Genomic DNA, 24,794 nt, shown 5'->3' on the forward strand with positions numbered 1-24,794 from the left:
TTCAATGCCAGAACACTTACAACAACTGGTCTATGTGGTCGATGACGATCAGGGCATGCTGGACTCAACCGTTTGGTTGTTTGAGTCCATGGGCCTTAAGGCGCTGCCGTTTACCAGCGGTCAGGCCTTTCTCGACGCCTGTGACCCGACCGCAGCAGCCTGTGTGCTGCTGGATGTGCGCATGCCCGGCATGGGCGGCCTGGCGGTGCAGGATGCCATGCGTGAGCGTGGCATCGGCCTGCCGGTGATCTTTGTCAGCGCCCATGCGGATGTGCCTATTGTGGTGCGCGCCTTCCGCGGCGGCGCCGTGGACTTTATTGAAAAGCCCTACAACGAGCAGCTACTGCTCGATAGCGTGCAGCGCGCGCTGAGCCAGCGGCCGGCGTTGGCGCCGCCCGAGGCGCTGGATGTTGAAGCGCGCCTGGCGCGCCTCACGCCGCGCGAGCAGGATATCGTGCTACCGTTGGTGCAGGGATTCAGCAATCGGGAGATCGCCGAGCAACTGGGGGTCAGTGTCAAAACGGTTGATCTATACCGCTCCCGCGTGATGAAGCGAATGGAGGCCGACAGCCTGCCGGCGTTGGTGGGTATGTTGATTGGGGTCGGCAGGATAGACCCGTTCAATTTGCAGGTTTTGCAGGCGGTGTCGCCGGGCGCGTGACAGTTGTAAAAATGACGTCATAATGACATCGCTGAATGAGATTGCGCTGCCGGTACCTTGCCGGAAGCAGAACAATAAGAAGGATCTCTCGGGTGCATAATCACGCTTCTCAGTATCTGATCAGTGCCTGGCGCGGCGAATTTGTCGACGCCGCCACCGAGCGTGCGTTTCGTGCCCACAGCGAGCCGCTGATGGCTCGGGCTTTGCGGCGAGCAGTGTTGGTCTGGGCGCTGCTGGTGGTGTTGTTTGGGGCACTGGACTATCCCGCGTTGGGGTGGACTGCGGAGTTTCAGGTGTTGTTTGGCTGGCGTCTGGCGACCGGCCTGATTCTGGTGTTCTTTTACTTTCAGGTACGTCGAAAACCGGCGCTGGCAACGGCAGGTTATGCCGTAACCGCCGTTGAGATTTTTGGCAGCGTTCTTTTCTTTCTTTTGTATTTCCTTCGCCACGACATAGTCACCTGGGTTATCGGGGTGGTTGCTGTGTCCTTGCTGGCGCTGTTCATGTACATCCCCAACCGGGTATATCTGTCGTTGCTGGCTGCCGGGTTCATCATTGCCGGAATGCTGTTCTGCGTTGCGATTAATGGCTTTGGCATCGAGACCCTGGTTGGTTTGACCTTCATGCTCATGCTGCCAACCGTGGTGGGTTTTTTCACCGCGCTGCGTTGGCAGGTTGCACAGCGACAGCACTACGCGCTGTTGATGCAAGTGATGACGGTAAACAGCGATCTGCAGAGTGAGGTGCGGCGACGTGAAGCGCTGGAGGTGGAGCTTAAGCGCCAGGCCACCACCGACCCGCTGACCGGGCTGTTCAATCGGCGGCAGTACGAGATGCTGTTTCAGCGTGAGCGGGAACGCTGTAACCGACTGCACCAGCAGATGAGTCTGTGCATCATGGATCTGGACCATTTCAAGCGCATCAACGACGAGCATGGCCACGATGTGGGCGATGCGGTATTGCGCCATGTGGCGCAACAGCTCAGTTGCTCGCTGCGTCACTCTGATGTGGTGGGGCGCTTTGGTGGGGAGGAGTTTGTGCTGGTGCTGCCTGATACCGGCCTGGAGCAGGCGGTGGCGGTACTCAATCGCCTGCGCGAGGACCTGGCCGCTACGCCGGTGCCGGTAAATGGTCAGTTGCTGCGGGTCAGTGCGACTTTCGGGGTGACCGAGGTGCAGGAAGGGGATGCCGAGCTGGAGGATATCCTCAAGCGCGCGGACCGCGCCCTGTATGAAGGCAAGGGCGCAGGCCGCAATCGGGTAATGACTGCCTGATCGGTTACACTGACCGCCTTACTTTCCGCTCGCCGGTTCGGGTTGTCCGTGCGCAAAATCATTCACGTTGACTGCGACTGCTTCTACGCCGCCATTGAGATGCGCGACGACCCGCGCCTGCGCGGCCGTCCGCTGGCTGTGGGCGGCGATCCGGGCAAGCGCGGTGTGATTGCTACCTGCAACTACGAGGCGCGGGCCTACGGTGTGCGCTCGGCTATGGCGTCTGCCTATGCCAAGAAGCTCTGTCCGGAGCTACTGATCGTGCCGGGCCGCATGTCGGTCTACCGCGAGGTATCGCAGGCCATTCAGGCCATCTTTGCCGATTACACGCCGCTGATTCAGCCACTGTCGCTGGACGAGGCTTATCTGGATGTCACCGACTCCCAGGCCTGCCGGGGCAGTGCCACGTTGATCGCCAAGGAGATTCGCCAGCGGGTGCGCGATACCCAGGGTATTACCGTGTCGGCCGGGGTCGCGCCCAACAAATTTATTGCCAAGATCGCCAGTGACTGGAACAAGCCCGATGGCCTCAAGGTGGTGCTGCCGGATCAGGTCGAGGATTTTCTGCGTGATCTGCCGGTATCCCGGCTGCACGGCGTCGGGCGCAAGACGGCCGAGCGGCTGCAGCGCCTGGGCGTGGATGTGTGCAGTGAGTTGCTGCCCTGGCGCAAGCAGGATCTGGCACGGGAGTTTGGCAGCTTTGGTGAACGGCTATGGGAGCTGGCGCGGGGCATTGATGACCGCCCGGTGGTGGTCGAAAGCCGCCGCCAGTCAGTCAGCGTCGAGCATACCTACGAGCATGACCTGCCGGACCTTGACGCCTGTCTGGCGGCCCTACCGCCGCTGCTGGACAAGCTGGCCGAGCGTATTGGCCGGCTGGAAGGCAGTTACCGGGTCAGCAAGCCCTTCATCAAACTCAAGTTCCATGACTTTACCCAGACCACGCTGGAGCAGGCCGGTGCGCCGATTACACCGGCGGGCTACACCGAGCTTTGTACCCAGGCCTTTGCCCGGGGCAATTGCCCGGTGCGGTTGATCGGTGTGGGCGTTCGGCTGGACAGCTGCCTGTCGCAGCTGGGCGAGCAGCTCAATTTGTTTTAGGCGCCGCAGCTGATTTGGCGCAGGCCGGGCACAGGTGGTTGTCGCCACGCGGTTGCCAGCCCAGTTCGCTGATGCGCGTAACCGCTTTGGCGGTGCGGGCGTTCAGGTCGTCGCGGTCGGCGGCAAGAAATTCAAATGGCTGTTCGCGGCCGCATTCATCACAGGTAATGGACCAGCCCAGCACGCTCTGGCCGCGCAGATCCGGGCCGCGGGCAGAGGCAGTCCATTGGCCCGGCGGGTTGATCAGATAGCGAATCTTGTCCACGGTAAGGCGCATCGGCAAATCCTTGCTGCCCTTGACCGTGCAGATCAGCTCATCGCCCGAGCGCACACCGCCGCCTTGCCCGGTGACCTGAAACAGCCCTGCACCCAGGGTGCGGCATTCAATCAGGGTGTGAGACGGGTTCAGTGCCGTGCGGCGAAAGTCGTGTTCTGCCATGGGGTAGCTCGCTGGTCGATGGGGCGCGCATGATAACACCTGAGTGTAGCGGCATATCACCCGCGTCACTGATGGTCGGTGGCGGGGTGGTGCTGTGATTATCATGGCGCGGTCATTTATTGCATCGTTAATTAGGAGTTCACATGAGCGTCAAGCAAATGTTCGATCTGAGCGGCAAGGTCGCCCTGATCACTGGCGGCACCAAGGGTCTGGGCCTGCAGATGGCTGAAGCCTTCGGCGAACTGGGCGCCAAGGTGTTCATCAGCGCGCGTAACGCTGCCGAGATTGAGGCTGTTGTTGCCGAGCTGAAGAGCCAGGGTGTCGAAGCTGCCGGTATCGCCTGCGATCTGGGCAAACTGGACAGCAACCCGGTCAAGACGCTGGTCGACGCCTGTGAAGCGGCCTTCGGTACTGTTGACGTACTGGTCAACAACGCGGGCACTACCTGGGGGCAGCCGGCGGAAGAGCACAGCTATACCGGTTGGCAGAAAGTCATGACCCTGAACGTTGATGTGTGCTTCCTGGTTGCTCAGGAAGTGGCTCGTCGCTTCATGATTCCGCGCAAGTCCGGCAAGATCATCAACATCGCCTCTATCGCCGGCTTCAAGGGCAACCGCGCCAATTCCGGCATTTTCACGTCTGCCTACAACACGTCCAAGGCGGCTGCGATCAACCTGACGCGCGCGCTGGCTGGCGAGTGGGGCCGTTACAACATCAACGTCAACGCGATCTGCCCGGGTTACTTCCCGACCAAACTGGCGCAGGGCCTGGACGGGGTCAGCGAGATGATCAAGGAAGGTACTCCGCTGGGTCGTATCGGTGGTGATGAGGATATCAAGGGCGCGGCGGTCTTCTTCGCGACTGAAATGTCTCGCCATGTCACCGGCCAGGCCATGGCAGTCGACGGCGGCAACTCGGTCGTCTGATCGCTGTAGCAGGGCCGTCGCACCACGCATGCGATGGCCCTGTCGGCTGTTTTAGCCCGGCCCGTTGCTCAGCGCGCGGGCAGCGGCTTCCACTTCATCGCGATGGTCCCGTTCCAGGGTTTCCATCAGCCGCAGGTGCAGCTTGCGCTCTGCGCGGCTCAGATCCTTCCAGCCCTGGTGCGTGGGAATGTGCGCGGTCTGGTCATAGATGAATTCCAGAATCGTGACATCAAGGGCAGCGTTGCGCGGGCCCTGATAGTTGTCCAGTAGCACCTTCAGACGGATTGCACCCTCGATCATCGGCACCTGCTTGTCCAGCAGGCTCTGGGCGATGATGCGGATGTCGCCGCCCAAGCGGTCATTGCGGGCGTTCAGGGCATTCACCCGTTCCGCTTGTTGCCGCCAGACGCGGCGCCAGAGAATGAGGGCGTAGGCGCCCAGCAGCAGGATAATCAGGCCGCCTGCCAGCAGCAGCCAGTGATGGGTTTGCATCGGATTCAGAAACTCAGTTGCGCGGGATCAAGCGTCCCTTCTTCTTTCAGGTTAATGCTCGGCGCCAGCCACAGGCCGGTGCGGATATGGCCGTCAATACGGTAGTCGACGGGCTGCTGTTTATCCACCAGCTTGATCAGGTCTGCCAAGTGTCGCCACAGGTTGGAGCGCACTTCCAGCTCGAAGTAGGACGAGCCGTAGGCGGGCACGTCAAAGCGGTTGTCGCTGACGCCGGTGGCCAGCTTCATGTCATTGAGATACACCTGATACTGCATGCCGCGAATGGGCAGCACCCGCTCGTTGGGGTTGTCGACCCGCAACTTGAGCCGGAAGGACTGCTCCCACAGGTTGGACTTGAGCATCTCGACATTCGCCAGACTGACATCCGGCTTGGTATAGGACGGGCTGAATACCGCGCAGCCTTGCAGCAGCGCGCAGTAAAGCAGCGTCATTACCCCCAGCACCCGCACGCCCATTGCGTCCCCTCTCCTGTGCCGGCTGCCTTGTGTGTGGAGTTGTCGTGCAGCCTGGCTACGACCATACTAACCCTGATTGATGCTCAGGGAGTGACAAGATGACCCGTTTCGAGGTGGTTTTTCAAGGCCAGGTGCAGCCCGGCGCAGCGCTGGACCAGGTGCGGGCCAATGTTGGCAAGCTGTTTCAGGTGTCTGGCAGTCAGCTGGACGCGCTATTTTCCGGTCGTCGAATCGTGATCAAGCAGGGACTGGATCAGGTCGCCGCGGAAAAGTATCGCATCGCTTTGGAGCGTGCCGGCGCCCAGTGCAGCATTGTGCCAATGGACGAGCAGGCAGCCGACGCGCCGCCTGCCGCGCCGGAGCAGTCAGCACCGGAGCCGTCAGCACCTGCGGCGGAGCCCACAGCGGCGCCCGAGCGCCCGGCGGCCAGTGGTCGCGTGGTGCCCCGCGACGAGTTTATGGCCGCCTTCAGCGAGGTCGAGGCGCCTGACCTGGATATCGGCCCTTTGGGGGCCGACATGCAGGATGAGTACGACGCCTTCACGCCGCTGCCCATGGATCTCTCTGCCCTCAGCCTGGCGCCAGTGGGCAGCGACATGGGTGAGCTGAAGAAGGACGAGCCAGGCCAGGTGCCCAACACCGACCACCTTAAACTCAGCGACCAGTGAGGCTCGCGTCAGAGCGCAGCCAGGTCGCCCGCTAGCGGGCGCAGCACTGCTTGAACTTGCGACCAGAGCCACAGGGGCAAGGCTCGTTGCGGCCCGCCTTGATCGCGTGGTTGGGGTCCAGAAAGTACCAGCGCCCGGCAATCAGCCTGAAATCCGAACATTCTCTGTGACTCTGGGCGCTGCCGTCCGGGTCCTGCCAGCGGGCGACAAAGGTGACCTGTGCCGTGCTGGCGCCCGGCAACTGCTGAGCGCTTTCGACTGTCAGCCCCAGCCAGCGGCTTTGTTCACTCCACTGACGCATGGCCTCGACCGCCAGCTGCGACTGCTGCGCAGGCACCGTGGTGGCAACCAGATAGTCGATCAGCCCAAGCGTGTAGGCACAGTAGCGTGAGCGCATTAGCCGCTCGGCATCGGGCGCGGCGGCGCCCTGGTGCAGGGGCTGGCAGCAGGCGCCGTATTGGCTGGAGCTGCCGCAGGGGCAGGGCTGTGTGGCGTCGAGGGTCATCGCCGTTACCACCAGTACTTGTCGAACATCTCGGGATTGGCCCAGTACTTGGAATTGAGCCAGTCGGGCACGCTCTTGTATTCGGCCAGATCGTAGCTGTACAGGGTCAGGCTTTGGCCGTCCTGGCTGAAGCGCGCGCGGCGCTGCAGGGCCAGAGCAAAGAAGTCGTTCTCCTGCCACTCGGTCGCCCGCTCGGTATCCACCAGCACGGCAATGCGGCTGGCCGACAGGTTGCGCAGGCCGGCCAGCAGTTCGGTGGCGGTGCGCTTGTCCAGGTGCTCGAGCTGGTCCGCGACAATCGCCAGATCGTAACGCTGGTTGCGCAGGTCATCGCTCAGCGGCACCTCGCTGGCGCTGCTGATCTGGCAGTCGGCGTGTTGCTCACGCCAGGCCGCGATGGCCGGAATCTGGCTGCGGCTGACGCAGAGTACGCTGGCGGGGCTGTAGTGCTGCAGAATGCCCAGCAGGGCGGACGTCGGCGTGGCGCTCATGGTGTGGCTTCGCTGTGATCAGGTGGAGCGCAGCAGGTTAGGGGCTGGCCGCTACTGATGCAAGCGCCGGCGGTCCAGCTCGGCGGCGTTGAATGGTATGATCGCCGGCTGATCCGGAGCCCGCATGCTGAACGATGAACTCAAAGGCCAGATCCAGACGGCCTATCGCACCTTTCTGGAAAACAAGTCGCTGAAGCCGCGCTACGGCCAGCGCGTGATGATTGCCGAGGTCGCCAAGGTCTTCGGCAATGTTGCGCTGGACGAGGAGGGGCATCGTGAAGGTGATCCGGCGGTCGCGGTGATTGAGGCGGGTACCGGTACCGGCAAGACCGTAGCCTATTGCCTTGCGGCGATCCCGATAGCCCGTCACCTCGGCAAACCCCTGGTTATCTCTACTGCAACCGTGGCGCTGCAGGAGCAGATCGTGCTCAAGGATCTGCCGGACATCCTGCGCAACTCCGGTCTCAAGTTCGGTTTTTCGCTGGCCAAGGGGCGTGGTCGCTATGTCTGCCTGGCCAAGCTGGATAACCTGCTGCGTGAAAACCAGTCCATGGCCGACCAGCAGCAGATGTTTGCCGAAGACGGCTTTCGTATCGATGTGGATGAGGCTGGCCTCAAGCTCTACACCCGCATGGTCGAGGCGCTGGGCGGCAACAAGTGGGATGGCGAGCGCGATTCCTGGCCCGAGGCGCTGGAGGATCAGGACTGGTCGCGCCTGACTACCGACCACATCCAGTGCAGCAACCGCCGCTGCGGCCACTTTCAGCAATGCGTGTTCTACAAGGCCCGCGAGGGCGTGCAGAAGGTTGATGTCATCGTTACCAACCACGATCTGGTGTTGGCCGATCTCGCCCTGGGTGGCGGTGCAATCCTGCCGGACCCACGAGACAGCCTGTACGTGTTTGATGAGGCGCACCATCTGCCGGACAAGGCCATCGGCCACTTTGCGCATAACACCCGCCTGCACGCGACCGCCGACTGGCTGGATCAGATCGATAAGAACCTCAGCAAGCTGCTGGCTCAGCATCCGCTGCCGGGGGATCTCGGCCGGGTGCTGGAGCAGACCCCGGTCACGGCCCGTGACCTCAAGCCGCATCAGCAGTTCATGCAGCAGGCGCTGGGCGATGTTGCCGACTTTGCCAGTGCCGAAGACTTGGGCGGTAATATCCGCCCGCAGTACCGCTTTGAGCATGGTGAGGTGCCGCAGGAGCTTTGCGACATGGGCATGGAGCTGAAGGCGGGCTTTGGCCGCTTGAGCGACCAGTTGCAGCGTATTGTCGATATGCTCAAGGAGGCGATGGACGGTGAAACCACCATCGGTGTGTCCGAGGCTCAGGCAGAAGAGTGGTATCCGCTGTTCGGTGCCCTGCAGGCGCGCGCCGAAGCCAACTGGACCCTGTGGACCCAGTTCTGCCTGCAGGACCCGGAAGGCAAGCCGCCAACGGCGCGCTGGCTGACCCTGACCGATAACGGCGATATCGAGGTGCATGTCAGCCCGATTCTGGCCGCTGACACCTTGCGTCAATACCTCTGGAATCCGGCCTTTGCGGCGCTTGCCACCTCCGCTACGTTGACCGCGCTGGGCAAGTTTGATCGCTTCAGTCACCGTGCCGGCCTGCCTCGCAGTGCGGTTTGTGCGCTGGCGCCAAGCCCGTTCAAGCATGCTGAAGCAGGACTGTTGCGGGTGCCTAATTATGGCGCTGACCCACGCGACAGCACGGCGCATACGGCGGCGATTATCGAGCATTTGCCGGAGATTCTGGCGGACGAGCTTGGCAGCCTGGTGCTGTTCTCCTCGCGCAAGCAGATGCTGGAGGTGTTTGCCGGTGTGCCCGCAGAATTTCGCCAGCGGGTACTGGTGCAGGGCGATTTATCCAAGCAGGAGTTGATTCGCCAGCACCGCAAGCAGGTGGATGATGGCAAACCGAGCGTGATTTTTGGTCTGGCGAGCTTTGCCGAAGGGGTCGACTTGCCCGGCAAGTATTGCGAACACGTGGTGATCGCCAAGATTCCTTTTGCTGTGCCGGATGACCCGGTGGAGGCGGCGTTGGCCGAATGGATTGAAAAGAACGGCGGCAATCCGTTTATGGAAATTGCCGTGCCGGACGCCAGCCTGCGGCTGATTCAGGCCTGCGGTCGTCTGCTGCGTACCGAAAGCGACCGCGGCACGGTGACCGTGCTGGACCGCCGGCTGGTGACCCAGCGCTACGGCAAGGCGATTCTCAACGCGCTGCCGCCGTTCCGCCGCGAGATCGATTGAGCCATCAGCCTCGGCGATGGGCTATCGACAGGCGCACTGATGATGGCTGCCGAGCGCCTAAGGCTTCGGTTAAATGGGCAGAAAACAAGACAACAAGGACCGCATGATGAGCACTATCCAGGGTTACTTTGATCCGCGTTTTGAGTCGGTGCGCGAGCTGTTTGCCGAGCAACAGCAGGACGAGCAGGCCCGCGGCGCGGCGCTGTGCGTCACCGTTGGCGGCGAGACCGTTCTCGACCTGTGGCAGGGCGTGCGCGACAAGGACAACCAGGCCGTCTGGGAGCAGGACACCCTGGTCAACGTGTTCTCTTGCACTAAGCCGCTCGGCGCCGTCGCGCTGCTGCAGCAGGTTGCTGCCGGCAAGCTGGAACTGGACGCGCCGCTGGCGGCAGTCTGGCCCGAGTTTGCCCAAGCTGGTAAAGAGGCGGTCACCCTGCGGCAGATTTTGAGCCACCGCTCCGGCTTGTCGGCTGTCAGCAAAACTCTGCCGCCTGAAGCGCTGTTCGATTGGGACACCATGAGCGCCGCTCTGGCCGCGCAGGAGCCCTGGTGGACGCCGGGCGACGAACACGGCTACGCGCCAGTCACCTACGCCTGGCTGCTGGGTGAGCCGCTGCGCCGCCTGACCGGCCAGCGCCCGGGGCAGGCGATTGCAAACAGCATTTGTGAGCCGTTGGGCATGGACTTTTTCATTGGCGTGCCTGATCAGGACCTGGAGCGCATTGCTTCGGTATCCCGCCTGCGCAACCAGTATGGCGATGAGGGCGCACGCCGTCTGTTTGGCGCTATGGGCCAACCCGACAGCATGACCGCCAAGGCCTTTGGTAACCCCTCTAGCATGATGACCGGTACCAACCGCCGCGAGTGGCAACAGGCCGATATTCTGTCTGCTAACGGCACCGGCAACGCCCGCTCGCTGGCGCGCTTCTGGCAACTGCTGGCGCACGACGGTCAGCTTGACGGTGTAAGTCTGCTGGATGCCGCCCTGGTCAAGCAGATGCAGCAGGAACATAGCGCAGGGGACGACAACACCCTGTTGTGCCAGACCCGTTTTGGCCTGGGCGTGATGCTGGAGCACGAAGGCCCCGGTGGCAGCTTTGGCATGGGCAAGAACGCCTTTGGTCATCCCGGCGCCGGCGGCTCACTCGGCTTCTGCGATCCGGACGCCAAGGTCGGTTTTGGCTACGTGACCAACACCATGGGCCCCTATGTCTTGATGGACCCGCGCGCCGTTGCCCTCAGTCAGGCGGTTTATCGCTGTCTGCAGTCGATCGACTGAAAGCCTGCGCTGCATCAACGTACGATGCGGCGCGCCTGCTAGCATGACCTTATCCACCGCTGCCGGAAACAGAACCGATGAAACCCAGCATTGCCGACCTGCGTCGTGACTACACCCGTGATGGACTGACCGAAACTCAGGCGCCTGCCGAGCCCTTTGCCCTGTTCGGCGAATGGTTTGCCCAGGCGGTTGAAGTGGAAAGTACCGAAGCCAACGCGATGATGCTGGCAACGGTCGACGGGGAGGGGCAGCCGCACCTGCGCACCCTGCTGCTCAAGGGCTTTGATGAGCTCGGCTTTGTGTTCTTTACCAACTACCAGAGCGCCAAGGGGCAACAGTTGGCGAGCAGCCCGGCTGCGGCCATGACCTTCTGGTGGCATGACCTTGAGCGTCAGGTACGCATCGAAGGGCAGGTCGAGCAGACCAGTGCTGAGGAGTCCGATGCCTACTTCCACAGTCGCCCGGCAGGCAGCCGTCTGGGTGCCTGGGCCTCGCCGCAGAGCCAGGTGATCGACAGCCGCGAAGTGCTTGAGCAACGTCTGGAGGCCGTGCAAGCGCAATATGCCGACGCGGCCGCCCCGCGCCCGCCGCACTGGGGCGGTTATCGCTTGGTACCGACGCTTATCGAGTTCTGGCAGGGCCGTCCCAGCCGCCTGCATGACCGGCTTTGCTATCGTCTGGTCGAAGGCAACTGGGTGAGGGAACGGCTGGCGCCCTGATTTGGTCATTCTCGGTCCCGTTGCTTGCTGCTGCCGCGCTTCGGCTTTACGCTGAAAGACAACCGCGACAGCAGGAGGCGATATGGGCAGAGCGGCGTTTCAACAGAAGGTGGTTGTCATTACCGGTGGTTGCGCTGGTATCGGCCGGGCCCTGGCCCTGCGCTTTGCCCAGGCCGGGGCGCATCTGGCGATCCTCGACATTCACGATGAGTCGCTGGTGGCTTTTCGTCAGCAACTGCACGACAAACTCAATGCCGACGTTCTGGCAATCAACTGCGATGTCTCGGACGATCAGGCCTGCGCCGAGGCAATGGCGCAGGTGGTCGAGCACTTTGGCGGCATTGACCTGCTGATCAACAACGCCGGCATTACCCATCGCAGCGCTTTTGCTGACACCGATCTTGCGGTGTTTCAGCGCATCATGGCGGTTAACTACTTTGGTGCGCTTAATTGCACGCGCCACGCCTTGCCCAGCCTGCTGGCGCGGCGCGGTCAGGTCATTGTGCTGAGTTCGCTGTCCAGCTTTGCGCCGCTGCTCAACCGCAGCGCCTACAACGCCAGCAAACATGCCCTGCATGGCCTGTTTGAAACCCTGCGCATGGAGGTGCGTGAGCAGGGCGTCAACGTGATGCTGGTGTCCCCGGGCTTTACCGCAACCGATATCCGCAAGAACGCACTGGTGGGCGACGGCTCGGTGGCACAGGCTACCACCGCCATGCCCTTCAAGGTGTCCGCCCCCGCTGAGGTGGCAGAGGCCATTTATCGCGGCGCCTGCCGACGCAAGCGGCAACTGATCTTGTCCAATGTCGACTGGCAGGCGCGCTTGATTGCGCGCTTCTTCCCACGGTTGTTCGAGCGCTGGATGGTCCCGCGGCTGTCGGGGGTGAAGGTGCGCTCGCAGGGCGAATGAAGGTGCGCGCGCAGGCTCAGCCTGCGCAGGCGATGTTACTGACGCTGCAGTGCTGGTGCGCGTGGGCCGGGCAGAATGCCGTTCACGCCGTGGGTGGTGAGCAGTCGCATGCTGGTAAGGCCAGCAATCTGGTGGCTGCGCTCTGTGGTGGTATTGATCACCTGGTCTACCAGAGCTACGACCAGCATACCGACCAGACCGCCGCCGTTGTTGTTGCTTTGCTCGGTGCTGGAAGCGGTTGCCGCACCTTTCCAAAGCAACTGACCGGACCGGCTGTCGACCAGTGATGCCTCTGCGGTTACCCGAGTATCGCTGGCGATGATCTGGTAGCTGGTGCCGTACTGGGTGACCTTGATGTACATCACCGAGTCGGCACCAAATACTTCGTTCAGCTTCTCCAGCGGCAGCGCGTGGATCTCCTGCGGGTCAGTCAGGCCGTTCTCGCGGAATGTCTCCTCAGCAACCGCAACCGGGAAAACGTAATACCCGGATTCAGCCAGCGGGTAACTCACCTGCGACAGGAAGCTGTAGCTGGCGCCCACTTCCAGTGAATCGTTGACCGGTGGCAGGACCAGAATGGATCTGGGCTTGCTCTCACGAAAAGCCGTGTAGTCATAGGTGGACTGTGTGGCGCAGCCGGTCAGCAGGCTGATCAGCAGCACCAGAGTCAGGCTCAGAATTGATTTCATTGGTTGTGCTCCGGCTGTGCCTTCAGTACGTAGTCGACAAAATGCCCGGATTCCGGGAACAAGGATTTTTCCATGGCAAATTGCTCGCGTGCCTCGATCTCCCGGCCGGTGTTGAAGTAGAGCATGCCCAGGTGTGCATGCAGGCCCGGGGGCACGCTCTTGCCCTGAGCCTGCGCCTGATTGAGCAGTGCTTCAACGCGACCAACCTGCGCGGCGTAGTCGGTAACGCCGTTCTGGTGGTACTGATAAATCGTTTGCTGATAGTCGCCCCAATGATAGAGCGGTTGATTGACTGGCGCGCAGCCAGCCACGAGAGCAGCGACCAGCAGGCCGCTGCTACGCAGATATTTCACCGTCATGTTACATCCTTGTTGTTATCAGTTTGCGGCCGGGTTCCAGGCACCGGACTCGACACCCTGTACCAGGTTGTTGACGGCTTCGCGGATGGCCAGATCCAGCACCTTGCCGTTCAGCGTTGCGTCGTAACCGGCGGTGCCGCCAAAGCCCACTACTTCGCGATTAGACAGGCTGTACTCGCCGGCCCCTTGAGTGGAGAAAATGACTTCGGAGGTGCCAACATCCACTACGTTCAAGGCCACCTTGGCGTAGGCAATCTGCGACTTACCGCGACCGAGGATGCCGAATAGCTGGTGATCGCCGGTGACCTTGCGGCCAAACTCGGTGACGTCACCGGTAATCACGTAGCTGGCGCCCTTGATGTTCTGAGCGGCGCCGCTATAGCCAGCCTCGGTAGCCAACTGAGCCATGTTGGTTCGTTCCAGAACATTGAAGCGGTTGGTCTGCTGCAGGTGGGTCACTAGGGTGGTTTTGGCCTGATTGCCGAGGCGATCTACGCCGTCCGAGAAAATGCCGCGCTGGTAGCTGGAGCGATTGTCGAACTGGCCAACGGCGATGGGCGCACGTACGCCCTGATAACTGGTGCCGTAGCTGGTTACGCGGGGCGCTTCGATGGTGCGAGAGGACTCGGTAGCACAGCCTGAAATGAGCACGACGCCAGCAAGCGCCACAGACAGGGTAAGGGGTCGAAGCACAGTAACGATTCCTTTCGATAGGTGGGGGTGGCGCTATGCTATCTTCAGCTTGCCCTGGGCGCAAACATGATGATCGCCATGCCGAGCAGTGCGATGGCTGAGCCCAGCAGGTCCCAGTGGGTCGGGCGAATGCCGTCTACCCACCATAACCAGCCAATGGCTACGGCGATATAGACTCCGCCGTAGGCAGCGTACACGCGGCCGGCAGCGGTGGGGTGCAGGCTGAGTAGCCAGGCAAAGGCAGCAAGGCTGAGCGCCGCCGGTACCAGCAACCAGATAGATTTGCCTTCGCGCAGCCACAGATAGGGCAGGTAGCAGCCGACTATCTCTGCCAACGCAGTAACAATAAACAGGCTGAGGGTTTTCAGTTCAGGCATCAGCGCTTGTCCTTGAGCCAGTCGATCATCCCGTGGGCGGCATGCCGCCCGCTGGCAAAGCAGGCTGTCAGCAGGTAGCCGCCGGTGGGCGCTTCCCAGTCGAGCATTTCGCCGGCGCAGAAGGTGCCGGGCAGGGCGTTTAACATCAAGTTGTCGTCCAGCGCGCTGCGGCACACGCCGCCGGCGCTGCTGATAGCTTCGTCCAGTGGCCGGGTGCCAGTCAGGGTGATGGGTAGCGCCTTGATGCCGGCGGCCAGCTTGGTTGCGTCGGCAATCACGTCTTTGCTCAGGCATTCATGCAGCAGCGCGACTTTAACCCCCTCCAGCCCCGCCTTTTTGCGCAGCAGGTTGCTCAGGCTCTGCCCCTTGCGAGGTTGGCTGAGGGCCTGTTGGAGTTGATCCTGGGTATGGTCTGGCGCCAGGTCGAGAGTAAGGTTTGCCTCGCCTCGGGCCTCCAGCTGTTCACGCAACGGGGCGGACAGGGCGTAGATGAGGCTGCCCTCCAGACCGTCGTGGGTGAGGATGGCTTCGCCACGGCGGCTGATATTTTCCCCGCTGAGGCTCCGGGTGCTGGCGATAATCTGCTTTAGCGGCTGGCCGGCGAAACGTTCGCTGAGAAACGGACTCCACTGACTGATAAAGCCGCAGTTGCTTGCACGCAGCGAGCGTATCTCGACGCCACGTGATTCGAGCAGCGGTGCCCAACTGCCATCGGAGCCCAGCCGTGCCCAGCTGCCGCCGCCGAGCGCCAGCAGCGTGGCGGTTGATGTCTTGAGGAGCTCGCCATTGGGTGTGTTGAAGCGCAGCGCGCCGTCCTCATCCCAGCCCAGCCAGCGGTGGCGAGTATGGATGTGTACGCCCTGTTCGCGCAGGCGTTTGAGCCAGGCGCGCAACAGCGGGGCAGCCTTCATGTCGGTGGGGAATACCCGGCCTGAACTGCCGACAAAGGTGTCTATGCCCAGCCCGTGTATCCAGCTTCGCAGGGCTTCGGCGTCAAAGGCGTCCAGCCAGTCACCAACCCAGGGCGCCGCTTCGCGGTAACGCGACAGAAAGGGTGCTGCGGCCTCGGAGTGCGTGATGTTCATGCCGCCGACGCCAGCCAGCAGAAACTTGCGCCCAACCGAGGGCATGGCGTCGTACAGGTCGACCGGATAGCCGGCCGCCGACACCACCTCGGCAGCCATCAGGCCGGCGGGCCCGCCGCCGATGATTGCGACGGGCTGGGCGTGTTGTGCAGAGCGTGTGGTCATGGGATGTCTCTGGCGGTGAGGCGCGCAGTTTAGCCCAAACCGCGCTGCTGCCAAATTGCCGCAGCGCTGTGATGGAGGATGCCGTGGCGACGGGCCAGCGCTTCGCGATCACGGTCGTAGCCACCGCCAATCACCGCGCAAACCGGGATGTCGCGGCCCAGGCAGTTGTCTATTACCAGGCGGTCGCGCGCGGCAATGCCGTCATCGGTCAGCTGCAGGTGTCCGAGCGCATCACCCAGGTGCACATCAACGCCGGCGTCATAGAGCACCAGGTCGGGCTGGTAGATGGGCAGCAGATAGTTGAGGACCTGCTCCAGCGTGTGCAGGTAGCCGGCGTCATCCAGGCCGCGCGGCAGGGGAATGTCCCAGTCGCTTTGGGCCTTGCGCGCAGGAAAGTTGTTTTCGCAGTGCAGCGACACGGTGATGGCGGCGTCCACGTCCGCGAGAATGGTGGCGGTGCCGTCGCCCTGATGCACGTCGCAGTCGATGATCAGTACCCGCTCCACTCGTCCGCTGGCCAGCAGTGAGAGGCTAATGATTGCCAAGTCGTTGAAGATGCAAAAACCAGACGCAAAGTCGTGATGGGCGTGGTGGGTGCCGCCCGCCAGATGGCAGGCCAGGCCGTGTTGCAGGGCAAGGTCGGCGGTCAGCAGCGAGCCCCCGACAGCGCGGGTGGTGCGTGCCACCAAGGCTTCGCTCCAGGGCAGGCCCATGCGTCTCAGGGCGGTGGCGTTGAGCGCATTATCGTGAAAGCGCGCAACGTAGTCGGCATCGTGGGCAAGGGTTAGCAGCTCGCGGCTGCAGCGTTCTGGGCTGTGCAGGTTGCTGTCGCGCAGTACGGCGGTGGCGCGCAGGTGGTCGTGCAGGCGGACAAACTTGTCCATCGGAAAACGATGGGGGGCCGGGAACGGGAAGCTGTAATCCGGGTGGTAGATCAGAGGCAGATCCACGGGGGCTCCTTGAGGCTGGTGCGCTTTGAGTATGGGTAGCCCGCTGCTGGCGGGCAAGTCTCAGCAATGATGCGCTCTGCTCATGCGAGACAATCCGGGTTAAACTGGCCAGCATTCGAGCGGCGCGCACGCCGCCATTATTGTCGAGAAGTACCTGCCCGATAGCGGTCGGGCATGACGTGAGGACGCACTATGAGTGAACTGCTGGACGATCTGGTTGACCTGTTGGCGCTGGAGAAAATCGAGGAAAACCTGTTCCGTGGCCGTAGCCAGGATCTGGGTTTCAAACAGCTCTTTGGCGGACAGGTGCTGGGCCAGTCGTTGTCGGCGGCCAGCCAGACTGTCGACTCCGAGCGCCATGTGCACTCGGTGCACGGCTATTTTCTGCGGCCGGGTAATGCCGATCTGCCCATTGTGTATCAGGTAGACCCGCTGCGTGATGGCGGCAGCTTCACCACCCGTCGCGTGCAGGCGATCCAGAAAGGTAAGCCGATCTTCACCATGATTAGCTCCTTTCAGGGCGATGAGGCAGGCTACGATCACCAGGCCGTGATGCCTGATGTGCCAGGCCCAGAGGAGCTGCCCAACGAAACCGAGTGGACGCGCCGCTATCAGCACCTGATTCATGAAAAGGTGCGCGACAAGGCGCTGGGCGGCAAGCCCATCGAAATCCGTCCGGTGGGTGAGTTCAACCCCTTTGAGCCGAAGGTCGGAGAGCCGGTGCGCTATATGTGGTATCGCGCCGACGGCGCTCTGCCGGATGACCCGCAGGTCCACCGCTATCTGCTGGCCTATGCCTCGGACTTTCACCTGCTGGGCACGGCCATGCAGCCGCACGGTATTTCCAGCTGGTCAACCGCCATGCAGGTGGCGAGCCTAGATCACTCGCTCTGGTATCACCGCCCGCTGCGGATGGACGACTGGCTGCTGTATGCCATGGACAGCCCCTCGGCCAGCGGTTCGCGTGGCCTGTCACGTGGTCAGATATTCAACCGGGCCGGCGAACTGGTGGCCTCGGTGGCCCAGGAGTCGCTGATGCGCAAGGTTGAGCGCTGAGATGCACCGGTTGCGCGGCTGGGTGTTTGATCTGGACGGCACGCTGACGCTAGCTCAGCATGACTTTCCAGCGATTCGTCGCGAGCTTGGGGTGCCGGCTGATGCGGATATCCTGACCTATATGGCGACCTTGCCTGCCGACGACTACACCGCGATGAAAGCCCAGCTTGATGCCATCGAGCTGCGGCTGGCGGCGGACGTGCAGCCGGCGCCCGGCGCAGTGGAGCTGGTGCGTCAGCTGCGTGACCAGGGGCGGCGACTGGGTATCTTGACGCGCAATCTGCAGGTGGTTGCGCGCTCGACGCTCAATGGCCTCGGGATTCTCGACTGTTTTGCCGCCGAAGATGTGCTCGGGCGGGAGGACGCTGCGCCCAAACCTTCGCCCGATGGCATTCACCAATTGCTGGATCGCTGGCAGCTGTCACCGGACGAGGCGGTGATGGTGGGAGACTTTCGCTTTGATCTTGAAGCGGGCAGGGCGGCTGGCAGCCGCACTTGTCTGATCCTGCCGGACAATCCGTGGCCCGATCTGGTCGACTGGCACTTGCCAAGCTGCAGTGCGCTGCTGGCACGACTTTGATCGTGCTGTAGTTGCCTGTCAGTTGGTGCCTTGAAACCGCAGGCGCATCGACAGATCGACGGCTTTGACATCCTTGGTCATGCTGCCGATCGAAATGTAGTCCACGCCTGTCTCTGCCACGCTACGCAGAGTTTTCTCGGTAATGCCGCCAGAGGCTTCCAGTTTGGCGCGCCCGGCGTTGAGTTTGACCGCCGTGCGCATGTCATCGTCGCTCAGTTCGTCGAGCATGACGATGTCGGCGCCCGCCGCCAGAGCCTGTTTCAGTTCATCCAGGCTTTCTACTTCCACCTCGACCGGCTTGCCGGGCGCAATTTCGTGGGCGCGGCTGATGGCCTGGGCGATGCCGCCGCAGGCAGCGATGTGGTTTTCCTTGATCAGGAAGGCGTCATACAGGCCGATGCGGTGGTTGTGGCAGCCGCCGCAGGTGACGGCGTACTTCTGCGCCAGGCGCAGGCCGGGCAATGTCTTGCGGGTATCCAGTAGTTTGACGCTGGTGCCGGCAACCATATCCGCGAAGTGACGGCTGCGGGTAGCGGTCGCGGATAGCAGCTGGATGAAGTTGAGCATTGAGCGTTCAGCGGTCAGCAGGCCGCGGGCTGGGCCGCTGAAGCGACAGATAGTCTGATCGGCGAGCAGGTTGTCGCCGTCGTTGACCAGCCATTCGATGGATATCTGCGGGTCGACCTGGCGAGCGACTTCATCTGCCCAGGCCTTGCCGCAGAAGACGGCCGCTTCACGGGTGATGATTCGGCCGTCGGCCTGACGCTCGGCTGGGATCAGGCTGGCAGTGATATCGCCATCGCCCACGTCTTCGGCCAAGGCGCGGCGCACATCTTCAACGATAGTGGTCTGCTGGCTGTCGAGAGTGAGGTTGGGCATGCTGGCTCCGGCGTCTGATCGCAAGTGCCGCCGAGTATACCCGATCGCAACAAAAATGCCCGCCTGGCGGCGGGCATCTTCAGGTCTGATGGGCTGTTACTTGTTCATGTAGTTTGCCGGGTCGGCAAAGTAGTCCTTGGTCAGTTTGAAGACCACAGGGCTGAGCAGCAGCAGCGCAATCAGGTTGGGAATGGCCATCATGGCGTTCAGCGTATCAGCCACCAGCCACAGGCTGTTTAGATCGATGCCTGGCAGGGTGCCCAGCGGAATGGCGATGATCCACAGCAGGCGGAACGGCAGGTTGGAGCGCTCGCCGAACAGGAATTGCGTGCACTTCTCGGAGTAGAAGCTCCAGCCGATGATGGTGGTGAAGGCAAAGACAGCCAGGCCGATGCTGACGATGTATTGACCCCACATGCCCGGCAAGCCCTGGCTGAACGCCAGTGCCGACAGCGGTGCACCGTTCTCGCCGCTGGTCCAGGCGCCGGTCACCATGATCACCAGACCGGTGATCGAGCAGATGATGATGGTGTCAATAAAGGTACCCAGCATGGCAACGGTGCCTTGGCGGATCGGGTTGTTGGTTTGCGCTGCCGCGTGGGCAATCGGGGCGCTACCCAGGCCTGCCTCGTTGGCGAATACGCCGCGGGCGATACCAAAGCGCATGGCCATCCAGACGGTCGCGCCAGCGAAGCCGCCGGCTGCCGCGCTTGGGTTGAAGGCGTAATAGAAGATCTGGCTGAAGGCCTCCGGGATCTTGTCGGCATGCAGGATCAGGATGATCAGGCCGCCACCAACGTAAAAGATCGCCATGATCGGTACCAGCTTGCCTGCTACCTCACCGATGCGCTTGATGCCGCCCAGCAGTACCAGGGCAACCAGCACGGCGATGATGATGCCGGTGGCCAGCGGTGGGATGTTGAAGGAGCTGTTCAGCGCGTCGGCAACCGAGTTGGATTGGATGGTGTTGCCGATACCAAAGCCGGCCAGCATGCCGAAAATGGCGAACAGCACGCCCAGCCACTTCCACTTCTCGCCCAGGCCGTTCTTGATGTAGTACATCGGCCCGCCGACGTGGTTGCCGAGCGCGTCTTTTTCGCGGAAGCGTACTGCCAGCACCGCCTCGCAGAACTTGGTGGCCATGCCTACCACTGCAATGACCCACATCCAGAACAGCGCGCCGGGGCCGCCGAGGAATACCGCCGTGGCAACGCCGGCAATGTTACCGGTCCCCACGGTGGCCGACAGCGCCGTCATTAGCGCATTGAACGGGCTGATGTCACCCTCTTCGCTGCTCTTGCGACCGCGCCAGAGCATACTGAAGCCGTAGAACAGCTTGCGTTGCGGTGTGAGTTTAAGACCTAGCGTCAAATACAGGCCGGTGCCGGCCAGCAGTGCCAGCATAGCCGGCCCCCAGACTATGCCGTTGATATCCCCGATAAGGGCAATGATTGCTTCCATTGAACGTCGCTCCTGGTGTTGTTCTGTTGCGCGCTTGTGGCGCGCTCGTTGTCGTTGTCAGTCCGGTGTAGACCAGGGCTGGCTAACGCGCCATCACCTTGTCCGCAGGCCGGGCCGACGCCCGTGAGGTTGTAGCCCCCAGAGCCACAGCATGCGGGCCAATGCGATGAGACGATAATGCCCCCTTGCTGAGGATATACCAGGATTGCCCCGGGCGTTACTGAATGTGTCGCTTTGATGTCGATGGCGGGGAACTGTGATACTGATCAAGAAATCGACAGGAGGGGAGTTCTTTGCAGAGCGAACCCGGTATACTACAAGTTAGTAAAGTTTTGACGTCAAAAAGTGGTCGCACGGAGTAGCGCTGTCAGGGCAGACATTTCGCATTGGCGTACAGTTGATACGACAAGGTGCCCTTGTCTGGAGAGCAAACATGTCCCAGGACCCCAAGGTGGTTTCCATCAAGCCCAATCTGGCGGCGCGCGCGTCGGCAGGTGCCTCCTTGTTGCCCACACCGCTGCTGACTGTCCGGGATCAAACCACCGGCTATTTGCAGCAAGGCCTTGGCGAGGTGTTCGACAAGGCAGACGATGCGCTTTTCGAGATGGCCGATAAGGCCGTAAGTAACGCCGAGCAAACTCTTTTCTTTGAAGCCATGCGCAGCGTTCGCCTGCAGCGTGCCAACCTGATTCGAAAAACCTGTGATGGCGTGGTGCTGGCTGCCGAGCAGCTTGCCAGCGATGCGCCGACTCCCGCACAGACCGTATCCTTTGAGCTGGACTCGCTGTCGCTGGTGCAGCCGGATGAGCTTGAACAGTCGGTTGCTGTCGATGGCATGATTGGTCGCGTCGTTGCACGTAATCAGACCGCCCTGAGTCACCTCGCCCTGCGCGTCAACAGCCTGGCCAGAAGGCGCGTGGACGAGCGCAATTGCCCCTTTGCTCCCGCCCCGCTGATTGAGCATTTTGCCGAGGCCTTGCAGGCGCTGGATATCAACATCAAGGTACGGCTGATCATTCTGAAGCTGTTTGAGCGCTGTGTGCTCAACGGCATCGACAGTCTTTACGAATCCCTTAATGTAGCGCTGGTCAATGCTGGCGTCATGCCTGATCTGCGTTTGGCGCCGGTGGCCCAAACCCGCCGTCCGGTGGCTCCGCGAGGCACTGGTGAGGGGCGCGGTGAGCCGTCCGCCTCTGCTGCAGCGCGCTCCAGCTATGGCGGCGAAGAGCAGCAGGAAGTCTTGGGGATGTTCAGCGAACTGATCGGCAAGTGGCGCATGACCAGCGGCGATATGGCGCTGTCCGGGTTGTCTGGTGCCACTGCAGTGCCGATGCAGAGCAATGAGTTGCTGCAGGTTTTGGCGAGTATGTCGCCCGAGCACCTTGCTGGCGATGCAGGTAGCAGCGGCCTGCGTCAGCAGATTCAGGGGCTGCTGCAAGAGCAGCGCGCGAGCAGTGGCGGTGGCAAGACCGTGGCGCGCGTGGATGACGACGTTATCAGCCTGGTCTCCATGCTGTTCGACTTTATTCTCGAGGATCGGGAGCTGCCGTCGGCGGTAAAGGTACTGATTACCCGCATGCAGTTGCCGGTCCTGCGGGTGGCCATTGTCGACAAGAGTTTCTTCAGTCGGGCCTCGCACCCGGCGCGCCGCCTGCTCAACGAGTTGTCGCGCGCCACCATGGGCTGGAACGAGCACGACGATTTGCGCCGCGACCAGCTGCATGCCCTGCTGGAAGATATTGTTGAACAGTTGCTGGCCGAGGCTCAGCCCGACGCGGCACTGTTCGACAGCCTCAACCAGCGCCTGGCTGACTTCCTGCGCACCGAACAGCGCCGCGCCGAGCGTGTTGAACAGCGCACCCGCGATGCTGAAGAAGGGCGCGCTCGCATTCAGGCTGCACGCAGCGAGGTGGCGCGCGAGATCAACGGCTTGCTGGTTGGGCGTACGCTGCCGGTTACTCTGGTGGATCTGTTGCGCGACACCTGGAGCCAGGTCATGCAGATGGTCTTTCTGCGTGAGGGTGGCGAGTCCATGGCCTGGCAGCAGTCGCTGGATACCGCCATGGCACTGGTCGTCAGTGTCGAGCCGGTAGATGCCGCGGGCGTTGAGCTGCGCGTTGAGCACAATCGCCAGGCGGAGGCGGCCTTGCGCAGCGGTCTTGAGCTGCTGGGCCTGGATGCGGCCGCGATTGTCGCTCAGTTGCAGGCAGTGGCGCAGCCGCAACGCGCTGCGCTGGCATTGGCGGAAAAGCCCCAACTGTCGCCAGAGAACGCAGCGCCGGTTGCCGAGGCGCCGATGCAGGCGCCGGTCGTCGAGCTATCGGTGTCTGATGCTGAGGAACAGGAGCCGGTGCTGCAGTCTGAGCCCGAGCCTGAGCCTGTGGTCGTTGAGGCGGTGCACATTGAGCAGCCTGTGCTGGCCCAGGAAGAGCTTGAGGTGCCGGTCGAGACAGTAGATGACTTGCCGAGTGTCGGCGCGCAACGCTGGATCGAAAGCCTTGGCACCGGTTGCTGGTTCCAGCTGCAACCGGCTGACGGCAAGGCCAGCCAGCGCTGCAAGCTGGCTGCGATCATCAGCTTCAGCGGCAAGTACATCTTTGTTAACCGCAATGGTTTGAAGGTGGCTGAGTTCGCTCGGCAGGAACTGGCACGTTGCTTCGATGAGGGCCGTATCAGCCTGCTGGATGAAAACCAGCTGTTTGATCGGGCGCTGGAGTCGGTCATCGGCAACCTGCGGCAGTTGCAGGCAAAATCCTGACCCCCTGATGCAGGCCGCTTCGCGGCCTGATAGCATGTGCCCTGGATAGCAGTGGAGAGGGCGGCATGCGAGTGCAGGACGGTTGGCTTGACGACGTGGTGCGTTGTCCCTCAGCACATTGCAATGAGCGTCCGCACAATGAGGTGTCGCTGCTCGTTATCCACAATATCAGTCTGCCGCCTGGGCAGTTTGGTGGTGGTTACGTCCAATCTTTCTTTCGCGGCCAGCTCGACCCTGCCGCCCATCCCTATTTTGCCGAGATTGCCGCGCTGCGCGTGTCGGCGCATTTTCTGATTGAGCGCGATGGCGCCATTACCCAGTTTGTCTCCTGCGACGAGCGTGCCTGGCACGCGGGTGCGTCTCGCCATGGTGGTCGCGACAACTGTAACGATTTTTCCATTGGTATCGAGCTCGAAGGCACGGATGAGCTGCCCTACACTGAAGAGCAGTATGCCGCGCTGCTGAGCCTGACCCGGGCGCTGCAGCAGGCCTATCCAGCGATTACCAATAGCCGAATCACCGGTCACGAGTTTATCGCCCCGGGCCGCAAGACCGACCCGGGCGCTGCCTTCAAATGGCAGCGCTACCTGGCTGCGCTGACAACTCCAAAAGGAACCTGAATGCACTTTCTTGCCCTGCTACTGGTTTGCCTGTTGATGATGTGGTGCACGCCCCTGCGCCGTGGCCTGCCTGTGGATATTCCGCAGCTGTGGGCCGGGTTTGCCGCGCGCCGGCTGGCGGACCGGCCGCTGCTCAGCGTGGTGCTGCTATTGCTGCCGCTGTTACCGGTGGCGTTGCTGCAAGTCTGGCTGGTGGCCCAGGGCTGGACGTTTATGACGCTGCTGCTTTTTGTAGTGGTGCTGCTTGCCTGCATGGGCAGAGGCGATCCGCTGGGCAGCATGATGGACAGTTTTGAGGCCGCACTGGCGCGTGGTGATGTCGAGGCGGCGGCGCTGGTGGCCGAGCATGAGCAGGGCGTGGTTGGTCAGGATGCCGCTGGCGTGCTGACGGCAATGCGCGCGGCGCTGGTGCGAGACATGCTGCATGGCTATGTCGTGACAGTGTTCTGGTTTGTTTTGCTAGGCCCGGTGGGGGCGCTTGGCTATCGTCTGCTGCGCTTGCGTCTGGCGCAGGATATGCCTGCAGGCGGGCCGGTCAGCGCGTTGGCTCATGCGCTTGAGTGGGTGCCAGCGCGCCTGATGGCAGCCAGCTTTGCGCTGGTTGGTCACTTTGACCATGCTCGTCAGGTGCTGGAAGATGCGCTGCTGAGCTGGGATGTAGCCGCTGATGACCTAGTGGCGCGCACGGCAGAGGCAGCTTTGACAGGGGGAGAGAGCAGTCTGGCTGACGAGGGTGACAATGCTGCGCTGGCCGACACCCGAGCCTTGCTCAAACGGGCGTTGCTGGCGTGGGCCGTCGTGCTTGCCCTGCTGGCCGTGCTGGGCTGATAAGCCTGGCAGCAGAGCGATGATTCCCTAAAGTTGTCGTTATTGAAGCCGATAGCGTCAACATGAGACATTAAGAGACGGGGCGCAGGGCGT

Annotated in this window: 27 protein-coding genes; 14 read left to right on the forward strand and 13 right to left on the reverse strand. The window is 62.1% G+C overall.

Features of this window, described 5'->3' with window-relative positions; all coding sequences use genetic code 11:
• The first annotated feature begins 4 nt into the window (after nt 1–4).
• The 3 genes from BM116_RS00900 (at nt 5) to dinB (ending at nt 3,036) form a co-directional block, all read left to right on the forward strand.
• Nucleotides 5–661: a response regulator transcription factor gene (locus tag BM116_RS00900; RefSeq protein WP_083724500.1), complete on the forward strand. Its 657-nt coding sequence runs from the start codon at nt 5–7 to the stop codon at nt 659–661.
• A 92-nt stretch (nt 662–753) separates the two neighbouring features.
• A complete protein-coding gene (locus BM116_RS00905; protein ID WP_169847223.1) occupies nt 754–1,935 on the forward strand; it encodes a GGDEF domain-containing protein in 1,182 nt (393 codons plus the stop codon).
• A 42-nt stretch (nt 1,936–1,977) separates the two neighbouring features.
• Complete coding sequence (gene dinB / locus BM116_RS00910; protein WP_083724496.1) at nt 1,978–3,036, forward strand: DNA polymerase IV; 1,059 nt, start codon at nt 1,978–1,980, stop codon at nt 3,034–3,036.
• Here the strand turns inward: dinB and BM116_RS00915 are convergent.
• Complete coding sequence (locus tag BM116_RS00915; RefSeq protein ID WP_083724494.1) at nt 3,023–3,475, reverse strand: hypothetical protein; 453 nt, start codon at nt 3,473–3,475, stop codon at nt 3,023–3,025. The two genes, dinB and BM116_RS00915, sit on opposite strands and share 14 nt — an antisense overlap.
• A 143-nt stretch (nt 3,476–3,618) precedes the next feature.
• Between BM116_RS00915 and BM116_RS00920 the strand changes: the two genes are divergently transcribed.
• Nucleotides 3,619–4,401, forward strand: coding sequence for an SDR family oxidoreductase (locus BM116_RS00920; protein ID WP_083724492.1), 783 nt, complete (start codon nt 3,619–3,621; stop codon nt 4,399–4,401).
• Nucleotides 4,402–4,452: 51 nt separating this feature from the next.
• On the opposite strand, the gene BM116_RS00925 is transcribed toward BM116_RS00920, so the two are convergent.
• Together BM116_RS00925 and BM116_RS00930 are read right to left on the reverse strand one after the other, a co-directional pair.
• Nucleotides 4,453–4,893: a DUF2489 domain-containing protein gene (locus BM116_RS00925; RefSeq protein ID WP_083724489.1), complete on the reverse strand. Its 441-nt coding sequence runs from the start codon at nt 4,891–4,893 to the stop codon at nt 4,453–4,455.
• A 5-nt stretch (nt 4,894–4,898) separates the two neighbouring features.
• Nucleotides 4,899–5,369, reverse strand: a complete 471-nt coding sequence (locus BM116_RS00930; protein ID WP_083724487.1) for an LEA/WHy family protein — start codon at nt 5,367–5,369, stop codon at nt 4,899–4,901.
• Nucleotides 5,370–5,467: 98 nt separating this feature from the next.
• Between BM116_RS00930 and BM116_RS00935 the strand changes: the two genes are divergently transcribed.
• A complete protein-coding gene (locus BM116_RS00935; protein ID WP_083724485.1) occupies nt 5,468–6,037 on the forward strand; it encodes a hypothetical protein in 570 nt (189 codons plus the stop codon).
• A 31-nt stretch (nt 6,038–6,068) separates the two neighbouring features.
• On the opposite strand, the gene BM116_RS00940 is transcribed toward BM116_RS00935, so the two are convergent.
• Nucleotides 6,069–6,542 (reverse strand): YchJ family protein, encoded by a 474-nt coding sequence (locus tag BM116_RS00940; RefSeq protein WP_083724483.1) that lies wholly within the window; start codon nt 6,540–6,542, stop codon nt 6,069–6,071.
• A gap of 5 nt (nt 6,543–6,547) precedes the next feature.
• Nucleotides 6,548–7,033: a DUF6231 family protein gene (locus tag BM116_RS00945; RefSeq protein ID WP_083724481.1), complete on the reverse strand. Its 486-nt coding sequence runs from the start codon at nt 7,031–7,033 to the stop codon at nt 6,548–6,550.
• 124 nt (nt 7,034–7,157) lie between these two features.
• Here BM116_RS00945 and dinG point away from each other — a divergent pair, with 124 nt between their 5' ends.
• The 4 genes from dinG to BM116_RS00965 all read left to right on the forward strand — a co-directional run bounded on the left by dinG (nt 7,158) and on the right by BM116_RS00965 (nt 12,201).
• Complete coding sequence (gene dinG / locus BM116_RS00950) at nt 7,158–9,293, forward strand: ATP-dependent DNA helicase DinG (RefSeq protein WP_083724479.1); 2,136 nt, start codon at nt 7,158–7,160, stop codon at nt 9,291–9,293.
• A gap of 106 nt (nt 9,294–9,399) precedes the next feature.
• The gene (locus BM116_RS00955) at nt 9,400–10,572 is read left to right on the forward strand and encodes a serine hydrolase domain-containing protein (RefSeq protein WP_083724477.1); all 1,173 of its coding nucleotides are present in this window, start codon (nt 9,400–9,402) and stop codon (nt 10,570–10,572) included.
• A gap of 77 nt (nt 10,573–10,649) precedes the next feature.
• The gene (pdxH, locus tag BM116_RS00960) at nt 10,650–11,291 is read left to right on the forward strand and encodes a pyridoxamine 5'-phosphate oxidase (RefSeq protein WP_083724475.1); all 642 of its coding nucleotides are present in this window, start codon (nt 10,650–10,652) and stop codon (nt 11,289–11,291) included.
• Between the two features lie 82 nt (nt 11,292–11,373).
• Nucleotides 11,374–12,201, forward strand: coding sequence for an SDR family oxidoreductase (locus BM116_RS00965; RefSeq protein ID WP_083724473.1), 828 nt, complete (start codon nt 11,374–11,376; stop codon nt 12,199–12,201).
• A gap of 35 nt (nt 12,202–12,236) precedes the next feature.
• Here BM116_RS00965 and BM116_RS00970 read toward each other — a convergent pair whose 3' ends face one another.
• Genes BM116_RS00970 through BM116_RS00995 form a run of 6 tightly spaced genes read right to left on the reverse strand, consistent with a single transcriptional unit; the run spans nt 12,237 to nt 16,519 of the window.
• Entirely contained in the window at nt 12,237–12,890 is a 654-nt protein-coding gene (locus tag BM116_RS00970) for a DUF799 domain-containing protein (protein ID WP_083724471.1), read from the reverse strand.
• Nucleotides 12,887–13,249: a DUF4810 domain-containing protein gene (locus tag BM116_RS00975; protein ID WP_083724469.1), complete on the reverse strand. Its 363-nt coding sequence runs from the start codon at nt 13,247–13,249 to the stop codon at nt 12,887–12,889. Before BM116_RS00975 ends, BM116_RS00970 begins: the two co-directional genes overlap by 4 nt.
• Nucleotides 13,250–13,267: 18 nt before the next feature.
• A complete protein-coding gene (locus BM116_RS00980; protein WP_211276244.1) occupies nt 13,268–13,951 on the reverse strand; it encodes a CsgG/HfaB family protein in 684 nt (227 codons plus the stop codon).
• 35 nt (nt 13,952–13,986) lie between these two features.
• Nucleotides 13,987–14,319, reverse strand: a complete 333-nt coding sequence (locus BM116_RS00985; RefSeq protein ID WP_083724465.1) for a YnfA family protein — start codon at nt 14,317–14,319, stop codon at nt 13,987–13,989.
• A complete protein-coding gene (locus BM116_RS00990) occupies nt 14,319–15,569 on the reverse strand; it encodes a TIGR03862 family flavoprotein (protein WP_083724463.1) in 1,251 nt (416 codons plus the stop codon). Before BM116_RS00990 ends, BM116_RS00985 begins: the two co-directional genes overlap by 1 nt.
• A gap of 29 nt (nt 15,570–15,598) precedes the next feature.
• A complete protein-coding gene (locus BM116_RS00995; protein WP_083724461.1) occupies nt 15,599–16,519 on the reverse strand; it encodes a histone deacetylase family protein in 921 nt (306 codons plus the stop codon).
• Nucleotides 16,520–16,711: 192 nt separating this feature from the next.
• Here BM116_RS00995 and tesB point away from each other — a divergent pair, with 192 nt between their 5' ends.
• Nucleotides 16,712–17,575: an acyl-CoA thioesterase II gene (tesB, locus tag BM116_RS01000; RefSeq protein ID WP_083724459.1), complete on the forward strand. Its 864-nt coding sequence runs from the start codon at nt 16,712–16,714 to the stop codon at nt 17,573–17,575.
• Between the two features lies 1 nt (nt 17,576).
• Complete coding sequence (locus BM116_RS01005; RefSeq protein WP_083724457.1) at nt 17,577–18,155, forward strand: HAD family hydrolase; 579 nt, start codon at nt 17,577–17,579, stop codon at nt 18,153–18,155.
• 18 nt (nt 18,156–18,173) lie between these two features.
• Here BM116_RS01005 and nadC read toward each other — a convergent pair whose 3' ends face one another.
• Together nadC and BM116_RS01015 are read right to left on the reverse strand one after the other, a co-directional pair.
• Nucleotides 18,174–19,034 (reverse strand): carboxylating nicotinate-nucleotide diphosphorylase, encoded by an 861-nt coding sequence (gene nadC / locus BM116_RS01010; RefSeq protein ID WP_083724455.1) that lies wholly within the window; start codon nt 19,032–19,034, stop codon nt 18,174–18,176.
• Between the two features lie 96 nt (nt 19,035–19,130).
• The gene (locus BM116_RS01015) at nt 19,131–20,495 is read right to left on the reverse strand and encodes an alanine/glycine:cation symporter family protein (RefSeq protein ID WP_090474940.1); all 1,365 of its coding nucleotides are present in this window, start codon (nt 20,493–20,495) and stop codon (nt 19,131–19,133) included.
• A 433-nt stretch (nt 20,496–20,928) separates the two neighbouring features.
• Between BM116_RS01015 and BM116_RS01020 the strand changes: the two genes are divergently transcribed.
• From BM116_RS01020 to ampE, 3 genes are all read left to right on the forward strand, one after another.
• On the forward strand, nt 20,929–23,253 hold the full coding sequence (locus tag BM116_RS01020; protein WP_083724451.1) for a DUF1631 domain-containing protein: 2,325 nt from the start codon (nt 20,929–20,931) through the stop codon (nt 23,251–23,253).
• Nucleotides 23,254–23,318: 65 nt separating this feature from the next.
• Nucleotides 23,319–23,873 (forward strand): 1,6-anhydro-N-acetylmuramyl-L-alanine amidase AmpD, encoded by a 555-nt coding sequence (ampD, locus tag BM116_RS01025; protein WP_083724449.1) that lies wholly within the window; start codon nt 23,319–23,321, stop codon nt 23,871–23,873.
• On the forward strand, nt 23,874–24,701 hold the full coding sequence (gene ampE / locus BM116_RS01030; protein ID WP_083724447.1) for a regulatory signaling modulator protein AmpE: 828 nt from the start codon (nt 23,874–23,876) through the stop codon (nt 24,699–24,701).
• The last annotated feature ends 93 nt before the right edge of the window (nt 24,702–24,794 follow it).

It is taken from the genome of Halopseudomonas pachastrellae (assembly GCF_900114765.1).
GTDB lineage: Bacteria > Pseudomonadota > Gammaproteobacteria > Pseudomonadales > Pseudomonadaceae > Halopseudomonas > Halopseudomonas pachastrellae.